Source organism: uncultured Eudoraea sp. (assembly GCF_947260015.1).
GTDB lineage: Bacteria > Bacteroidota > Bacteroidia > Flavobacteriales > Flavobacteriaceae > Eudoraea.
The window spans coordinates 26,917-35,407 of sequence record NZ_CAMYOM010000036.1 but is presented as its reverse complement, the minus strand read 5'-3'; the positions used below and the strand labels follow the sequence as shown (position 1 = coordinate 35,407).

Below are 8,491 nucleotides of genomic sequence, written 5' to 3'. Positions count from 1 at the left end.
TTAGTATTTTAATCATGTTTGATCTTCCTTAATTGTGATTAATCCATAAGTCTTATGGGCATTGAAGAAACTAAAGTCCTTATTAAAATCCATTCCCTCACCATCCATAATTGTCCCATCTTCCGGATTGGTAAATTTAAATTTACGCTGAGTAAAAATCCACTCATTTGTCTGATCATAAAAAAGTTGAGGAGCTTCTAGCTTTTTTCCATCATGAGATTCGATTACCACATTACCCTGTAGGTCTATTAAATTAGTGTTAGAATATATAATCCCATAGTCGGCCTTAATTGTACTTTTATTGTCATCCACATCAAACAAATCCACCTCCAAGCCATTTGGAAAAGTCCTAAACTTAAATCTCATATTGTCATAATCTTCGCTCAACGGGCTTTTTAAAATGGCTATGATCCTGGAATTTTTGGTGTCTTCGCTTCCCATTTTATCAGGAGTTTCTGTATAGGTAAGAACAAAATTTTGAGCAACCCCCTGAGGATATATTGTTTGCTGTGCTTCTTCTCCCACCCTTTTATAATTATCCTTACAGCCATAAAACAACAATGCCATAGAAAGAACTATGGCAATGTTAATAAATTTATTTCCGTAAGGATTATTCATTGTTATAGATTAGGCACTGTTACGCTGCCTCCCACCCAACAACTAAAGCTGACGGATTTACCGGCCATCCCAGAATTAAAGATATCTGTCTTTGAAGGTGCTTTGGCACTATAACTGGCTGCAGCTTGATTTGCATCGCCACTCAATGATGGATCTACTCTACCTGCTCTTCTGGCCATATCTGCCGCTTTCCAATAGATAGCTCTTTTTTCAAATGGGGTACTTCCACAATCATTCGCACTTGTTGCATATAAATTTGCGATAAGAAGGTAGGCTCTCCCATTAGCAGGATTTGCATCTATAGCTTTCTGAGCATAACTTCTTGCAGTAGATTTACTGGATCTTCTATAACTGGTTGCTATCTTGTAAGCAATTTTTGATTTCTTTTTGGAATCTGTCTCCAATGCCAGGGCTTTATTAAAATCTGCTATTGCTCCTTTGTTGTCACCTGCTTTTTTCTTTAAAGTTCCCCCGTAAACATAGGCATCCGCAGAAGGATCCAATGCTAATTGTGCCTCAAATAATTTTTGAAACATAGGATCATCAATGCAATCTTTACTAAACATTCTTCCTACTGCTCTTTTTACCCAGGTAACGTCTGTTTTTTTAGCTTCAAAACTCTTTTGATAAAGAGGTATAAGGTTATCACAATCTGCAAGAGCACCTAATTTAGAATCCACACTTCCGGCAATCTTACCATAAGATTCAGAATTTGTAGTGGCTACCTTTAATTTTCTCTTTTCTTTTGAAGTAAGGGTACCTGCCTCTTCCTTGGGTAACAATTTGCTAATTTGGTCTGTCAGTTGTGCATTCTCTTCATCTATTTTTTCAGTAACGTCATCATAAGTATCAAACACTGTTTGAAGATCTTTTTTCCCTTCATTATAAAGGTCGACAAGACTTGAAAAATAAAGATAAAGCGCTTTTGGGTTTTTAAAATTTGACGCGTCTTGTTCAAAGGCAACATGAAGCATATTATATAATTCCTCATTAGAAGCCATCTTATTGTCATATAATAACAATGCCTTATCTATGGCAACTACCGCTTTGGGAAATTTATCAGGAAAAACTTTTAAGCTATTATCATATAATGCAAGTAAGTCACTTATATAACCATCTTTTTCGGTGCCGGAACTATTCTTAATCTTATAAGCCAGAATTTTTTCCCCCAGCGAAAAATTTGCTTTGTTAATAGACGGACATGCTTCATATACCATTTTCCAAGGTGCATATGCTGCATCGTAGTTTTTTACTTTTGCATGTTCAGCATAAATAGAAAGATTGGTCATACATTCAGGGTTTTGAGCTTGTGCATTTGCTGTGCCCATTATTGCCAGTAACCCAATTATCATACAGTAAATATACTTTTTCATCGTGTATTAATTTTAAAGTGGTTAATGTACTAAATTTTTATCAATTTATTTTCCTTTTTTGGAACCATTTATCGTTGAATGACAGTCCTACACTGACTTTGAAATAAGTTTCCTCAATTAAATCAGCTACTGTGGTACCTCGTTTGCCGTATTCGAAACCAACGTTCATATTCGAAAAACCTCCTCCAACTGGTAAACCTAATCCAAAAGTTATGCCAAAATCATGTATCGATGTATTATTGACTATCAAACCTGTTTTGGAAGTATGCGCACCAGCCCTATAAGTGATTCTTTTCATATACTTGGCAAATGAAGCATAATCAGGCACAAAATATCCGCCTACTCTAAGCGTGTTGGCCTCTTCATATGCTATATTAGCCGGGTCAATAAAGTCATTTCTAAATGAACTCGCATCCTGAAAACTGTATTCTGCTCCAAAAAACCATTTTCTTTCCCGACCAAATCCAAGCCCAAAAGTAGTCCTTGTTGGAATTTTCAGTTCTGTATTTCTAAGATTTGCAGGCTCTAAATTTACATCCCTTACTTCAATTTCTTCCCCTGTAGCTAATGAAAATGAACCTAATCTTTCAGTATTTGAAGATACCAAATTGCCTTGTGTATTTACGGTAACTGAGCTAAATAAAGTGTATTTCTTTTTAATCCTGGGGGTATAAGTTGCTCCATAATTAAAATCATAGCCATTAATCTCAGATTTACGAACGTCTATTGTACCATATTGTATTCCTTCAATACTTTGAACACTCTGGTATTGTAAGTTACCGAAGCTAAAATTTACTGTTGCCCCAACATGCAGATTTTTGGTAATTTCATATCCTGCCGATAAATATACTTTATTCAACCCCCCATCCCCTGTATACTGATTTAACACCGTATCCTGTGTGGCATTAGTAGTTTCAGAAAGAACATTATAACCCACAGCCGTATAAGGAAGAATTCCTATTCCCATACCTAACTTTGGTGTTATGGGAAATGCCAGAGAAATATATTGAAGAGAAGTGACCGAAGAACTTTGTTTTTCTGTAAAATCCTTCAGTATTACTTCTTTATGCCCACCTGCTGCGGTATAAGTCACCAACTTGAGTTTCCCGTAAGCGGCAGGATTATTTAAGTTGACATGAATACTGTCTGTATACATGCTTAAGCCTCCCATAGCCTGATTTTCTATTGTAGTCTGAGGCCTGAAATCTCCTATTCCACCAAATGAATAAGGCGATACAGTTCCATTACCACTCTGGGAATATGATGCTATTGCCGTTAAGCAGAGTATTAGCAATACGATTTTCTTTACCATCTAGCGTTTGTTGTATTCCAGCAAATAATTCAAGCCCTTTAGGAGAAAATTAGAATGCGCAAATATGGTATTTTTTAATCGTTTAGACAAAAATTGAGCGTCACCGCCTGTTAAAATAACTGTTAAATCTTCAAAACGCAATTGGTATTGGCCTATGACCCCATCTATCTCTGTACAAATGCCATTTAAAACACCGCTATGGATACTTGAATCTGTAGAATTTCCTATTATATCATAGAAATTCTTTGGTTCTAGCAAAGGTAACTTTGAAGTATGTTCATGTAATGCCTTATAACGCATAATTAAGCCGGGAGAAATTGCCCCTCCCAGGTACTCCCCGTAGTCATTTATCATATCATAAGTTATACATGTACCTGCATCAATAACCAGGGTATTGGCATCAGGATTATGATAGAAGGCGGCTGTAGCCAGTGCTACCCTGTCCATTCCTAATGTCTGAGGCGTAGCATAGGAATTTTTAAAGGGGATCTTAGTATTATGACTCAATAAATGTACGTCAACAAAAACAGCTAATGCCGAAATGTATTTTTGGTCTAAAACACCTACTGAAGAAACAATTGCTGTTTGAATCTCAGGATATTTTTTAAACACTTTTTTTACCATCTTTGGAAAGTCCTCTGGTTCAAACTTTTGTTGCCATAACAGGCTATGTCCGTTAAAAACGGCAAGCTTTACATAGGTATTTCCGGCATCTACAATAAGGTTCATAATACAAAGATTATAAAATGAAAAAAAACAGCAGGCTTTTTTTTCTTTTTTGTTTGTAGTTCCTAAATTTGAAAGTATATTTGCCCCCTCCTACGCACTACGCTATTGCTTGTGCTTCGGAGGGTGCGTTGGTAGAGCAACGGACTGAAAATCCGTGTGTCCCTGGTTCGATTCCTGGAGGTACCACTTAAAGCGCCAAACCCGCTTCTTGATACAAGGAGTGGGTTTTTTATTTCCTCAGACGTGGAAAGTTTACTTTCCTGAGGATCGGGGAAATAAAAATCTCCTGCCTAAGGCAGAGAGGTTTGGCATTTTCAGGAGAGGTTCCAAAGGAACAACGACCCCGATAACAATCGGGGGAAGTTAACCCTGGAGGAAAAAATAAAGTACGAAGGAGGAAATAATTAACTACGAAGTGGGAGGTAATGAAATAGTACCTATAAAAGCCCGCTTTTTTCAGGGTCTGAAAAACGAAAAACCCCCTGCCCAAGGCAGGTGGGTTTGGCATTTTCAACTGAGAGACCAAAGGAACAACGACCCCGATAACAATCGGGGGAAGTTAACCCTGGAAGTACCACCTGGAAAAATTCGTATTTATCTTTTAACCTAGATATTACCGATTTATTTGTGGGGTAATACGCCCGCTAAGTCCATTTCTCGGAGTAACAGCCTTTTATTGTGTAGGCGTTCTTGCTAACCTCACTTAAGCTACTGTTTGTATGGTCCAATTTTTCCTACGGAAGTAATAAGGGTGTCTTACGTGAAACTGAATGAATGGAGGCAATTTATAATTAGAATAATATCCGCGTTCATGTGCTTTTTCGAATAAAAGCATGCTAAAGTCCAAAGTTGTAGGGTACACCTATATTTTTTTATATATTTGATTTCTTGGCCCAATTTAAAATGACTCGCTTAAAAGGGACCTACTTAAACCTTAGGGCATATAATATAGCTAATAGACAATCATAAAGAATTGCAATGTATGACGAACGATGAGTATCCATTGACAAAAGGGAACAATAAGAAAGACCTGGAGACCGCCTCTAAATTAGAGCTGATCAAAAACCTCATCTTTGGTGAAAATATCCAGGCATATGAATCGGAGTTTGAAACCCTTAAGACTGATATCCTAAAAAAGAAGAAGGCACTCGAAGATCTTATTGAAGCTGTTCGTACCGATCTCCGAATGTCCATTGATGACGTTTCCACAGATATTAACATTCGGATCACAGAATTGGAAGACAAATTGGAAACAAGGTTTGAAGAGGTTGAAAAAGATCAGATCCAGAAAAAAGAACTGGGAGATCTGTTAATTGAGCTGGGCGAAAGGATCCGTAAGAAATAGTTTATTCGTATGGTCACTAAAATGGATGAGCAAGCCAAACTGGAGATTCTTCAGGATATCCTGTTCCCTGATGACCGGGGGGACGTAGAGGATATTTCCAAGAGAATAGAACTTGTAGAACTTATCATCAATGACAAAAAAAAGTTGGCTGCCAAAGTAGACCCATTGGTAGACGATAAATTAAGTGCCTTTACCAAAAGTATTCCGGATACCCTGGGACCTACCATTACCGCTACCCTCAAAAAAGAGATAAAGAATCACAAAGATGAAGTGGTAGACGCCTTATATCCCGTATTGGGTAAAATGGTAAAGAAATATGTTGCTCAGGAGATCAAAATCCTTTCCGAGAAGATAGACAACCAACTGGGTTTCATCAAAGGATTCAAGCGCAAGATCCGCTCATGGTTTGGCAGGCCTACAGAAGAACAACTACTGATGCGCGAATTGGCATCTGCCACTATCGAACAGGTATTGCTTATTGAGCGTGATACCGGGATTCTAAAAGCAAGTTATTCGGTAACTAATACCATTGATGAGGAAATGATTTCTGGGATGTTAACTGCCATTAAAAGCTTTGTGGAAGATGCTTTCCATAAAAAGAACCAAAACCTGGAACTGATTCAATATGAACTTTACAATATACATTTACAGAGCTTTGTGACTCACTATGTGGCGGTTGTAATATCTGGAGATTATCACTTAAAATCAAAGAACAATCTTCAGGATATCATCTTTAATTTCTATTACAACTTCATGGCCATAAACCTCGATCTGGTTTTTCAATCAAAAGACCATGAAAAAGATGGTAAAGAAGTACGTACCATTGATAAGGAATTGTTGGAAAAGGAACTGGAAGCAAGTTTCGCTAATGCAAAGATCTAAGAAAATTGTGATCCTCGGTCATTTTGGAGTTGGTAAAACTTCTCTGATTCGCCGCTTTGTGACCAATCAGTTTTCGGATAAATACAAAGTGACCATTGGGGTCCATATCACAAAAAAAGTAGTAGCACTTACCTCAGAGGATTCCATATCTCTGATCTTATGGGATCTGGAAGGCACTGATGACCTAGACCAAATAAGGGATGCCTATCTTTTGGGTACTCACGGCATAATTTTTGTCTTTGACATTAGTAGGCCCTCAACCTTTCAGCACTTAAAAACAGATCTTCAAATTGTCTCCCGAAAGATTCCAGATAGACCCTTACTTATTATTGGTAACAAAAAGGACCTGGTCCCAGAAGATGAGCTGCATGAAACCTTAAACGAACACGCTATTCAGTACAATTATCTCACCAGTGCTAAAACAGGTGATATGGTAGAAGAAGTATTTCTAGACCTCGCCAACTTATTGAACAAAGATGCTTAAAAAGTACGAAAAAGAATTTATTGGATCTAACTGCCAATTTATTTTGGCAGATTCTAACAGTGTAATACTAGAAAGTACCCCGGCCTTCTTGCCTATTAAAAAAGGAGAACTGCTCACAGACCTACACCCCTTCTTTGAGTGCATTCCATCCCTTGTATCCCTTCCAGAACGGGTACATTCATTCTATTGTATCCATTTATCTATTGCAAACTCAAAGTATATCACAGACATACAAATACGCTCAATTGAAAAAGGGCAGCTAGTCCTGATACAGGATCTCACAAAGCATTACAACAATTACCAAGCTGTTGCACAAGCACGCAATGAATCCATCATCAATGAAGAACTGATCGTGTTGAAAAATGTCGAACTGGAGGAACGAGAGCTTTTTAAAAACCTGTTTATCCAAAATTTTAGCCATGAACTTCGCAACCCCTTAATGAGCAGCATCGCCGTTACTCAAATCTTAAGCGATACTGATCTGAATACGGAACAAAGGCAATTAGTTGAGGTATTACGCGAATCCAATGCAAATTTAAAATTATTACTGGAAGACATCCTTAGCATCAGTATGATAGCCTCTGGAAAACTGGAATTGCGCCATAACCTATTTAACCTTGCCAAGTTGTTAGAGTTGCTTGCCTTTACATATAGGACCAAGGCAACATCCAAAGGGCTCACTTTTGAAATTTCTGTAGATAACAGAGTACCAGAATTTGTTGAGGGAGACCGACTACGTCTATTTCAGGTCCTTACCAATCTATTGGATAATGCGATAAATTATACAGAAAAAGGTACGGTTTCCTTAGAGGTAATGTTTAACCAGCAATGGGCCAACAAGATACATCTGCATTTTGTTGTCTCGGATACGGGACGTGGTATTCCAGAAGATAGACAAGGTATCGTTTTTGAATCGTTTTCCCAATTGACCTTGCAAGACAAAGAAAAAGGAACAGGTTTAGGACTTGCACTGGTAAAAGGCCTTCTTGCATTGATGGAAAGTGAAATAGCCTTAAAATCTGCTCCCGGAAAAGGTAGTGTGTTTTCCTTTGATCTGGGCTTGAAAGTTCCTTTATCATTCGAACGTTCTGCCACAACACAATCACCTAGCAAGGGTACTTCCCGCAATATTGGCAAGCCTGATAGGAAATACAAACTCTTGCTGGTAGAAGATGATGAACGCATTCAGACATTATTATTTAAGGTGTTGATGGATACAGACCAGTTCTATTTGGATATTATCAATGATGGGGCTCAAGTATTGGAACAGGTGATACAAAATTCTTACGATCTCATCCTAATGGATATTAACCTTCCCAATACCCGGGGAGACCATCTTACAAAGATTATTCGCGACTTCCCTTTTAAAAATATAAAGCAACTCCCAATTATCGGAATGACAGCATTCGCCTATGAAGATCATCTAAAAACATTTAAAGATGCCGGAATGAACAAAGTCCTCACAAAACCCTTCGACAAGGAAGAATTACTCTCCACAATCTTCGCTTATTTGTAAAAATAAAGGAGCATTGAAGAACAATGGGGAGAATTTATTAATTTCAATTAAGTAAGAATTTTCTTTCTTTTAGGCATTTCATCGATTTTTTATTACCATTCATCTAGTTTAAATCAGAGATATTGCAGATTTATTCTTTGCCGCAATACAACTTATATTTTTGATCGTTTTCCAGAATTAACAAGAAACTAGAAGAGAAAACATGATACCTAAACGAACCTAAAAAATGAAT

8 protein-coding genes and 1 tRNA gene are annotated in these 8,491 nt (G+C 37.5%); 5 read left to right on the top strand and 4 right to left on the bottom strand.

Going from position 1 to position 8,491, the window contains the following annotated elements; all coding sequences use genetic code 11:
• Positions 1 to 12: 12 nt before the first annotated feature.
• Genes lptC through Q0X66_RS13390 form a run of 4 tightly spaced genes read right to left on the bottom strand, consistent with a single transcriptional unit; the run spans position 13 to position 4,032 of the window.
• Complete coding sequence (lptC, locus tag Q0X66_RS13405; protein WP_297707213.1) at positions 13 to 618, bottom strand: LPS export ABC transporter periplasmic protein LptC; 606 nt, start codon at positions 616 to 618, stop codon at positions 13 to 15.
• Positions 619 to 620: 2 nt separating this feature from the next.
• Positions 621 to 1,991 carry a hypothetical protein gene (locus Q0X66_RS13400; protein ID WP_297707212.1) on the bottom strand — a complete coding sequence of 457 codons (1,371 nt, stop codon included), beginning with the start codon at positions 1,989 to 1,991 and terminating at the stop codon, positions 621 to 623.
• Positions 1,992 to 2,031: 40 nt separating this feature from the next.
• On the bottom strand, positions 2,032 to 3,303 hold the full coding sequence (locus Q0X66_RS13395; RefSeq protein WP_297707210.1) for a hypothetical protein: 1,272 nt from the start codon (positions 3,301 to 3,303) through the stop codon (positions 2,032 to 2,034).
• Complete coding sequence (locus Q0X66_RS13390; protein WP_297707208.1) at positions 3,304 to 4,032, bottom strand: type III pantothenate kinase; 729 nt, start codon at positions 4,030 to 4,032, stop codon at positions 3,304 to 3,306.
• Positions 4,033 to 4,154: 122 nt separating this feature from the next.
• Here Q0X66_RS13390 and Q0X66_RS13385 point away from each other — a divergent pair.
• The 5 genes from Q0X66_RS13385 (at position 4,155) to Q0X66_RS13365 (ending at position 8,259) form a co-directional block, all read left to right on the top strand.
• Positions 4,155 to 4,218 (top strand) — tRNA-Phe (locus Q0X66_RS13385).
• 796 nt (positions 4,219 to 5,014) lie between these two features.
• Positions 5,015 to 5,377 carry a fructose 1,6-bisphosphatase gene (locus Q0X66_RS13380; RefSeq protein WP_297707206.1) on the top strand — a complete coding sequence of 121 codons (363 nt, stop codon included), beginning with the start codon at positions 5,015 to 5,017 and terminating at the stop codon, positions 5,375 to 5,377.
• 9 nt (positions 5,378 to 5,386) lie between these two features.
• Positions 5,387 to 6,259, top strand: a complete 873-nt coding sequence (locus Q0X66_RS13375; protein ID WP_297707204.1) for a cell envelope biogenesis protein OmpA — start codon at positions 5,387 to 5,389, stop codon at positions 6,257 to 6,259.
• Positions 6,246 to 6,743 carry a Rab family GTPase gene (locus Q0X66_RS13370; RefSeq protein WP_297707202.1) on the top strand — a complete coding sequence of 166 codons (498 nt, stop codon included), beginning with the start codon at positions 6,246 to 6,248 and terminating at the stop codon, positions 6,741 to 6,743. Before Q0X66_RS13375 ends, Q0X66_RS13370 begins: the two co-directional genes overlap by 14 nt.
• Entirely contained in the window at positions 6,736 to 8,259 is a 1,524-nt protein-coding gene (locus Q0X66_RS13365) for an ATP-binding protein (protein WP_297707200.1), read from the top strand. Before Q0X66_RS13370 ends, Q0X66_RS13365 begins: the two co-directional genes overlap by 8 nt.
• The last annotated feature ends 232 nt before the right edge of the window (positions 8,260 to 8,491 follow it).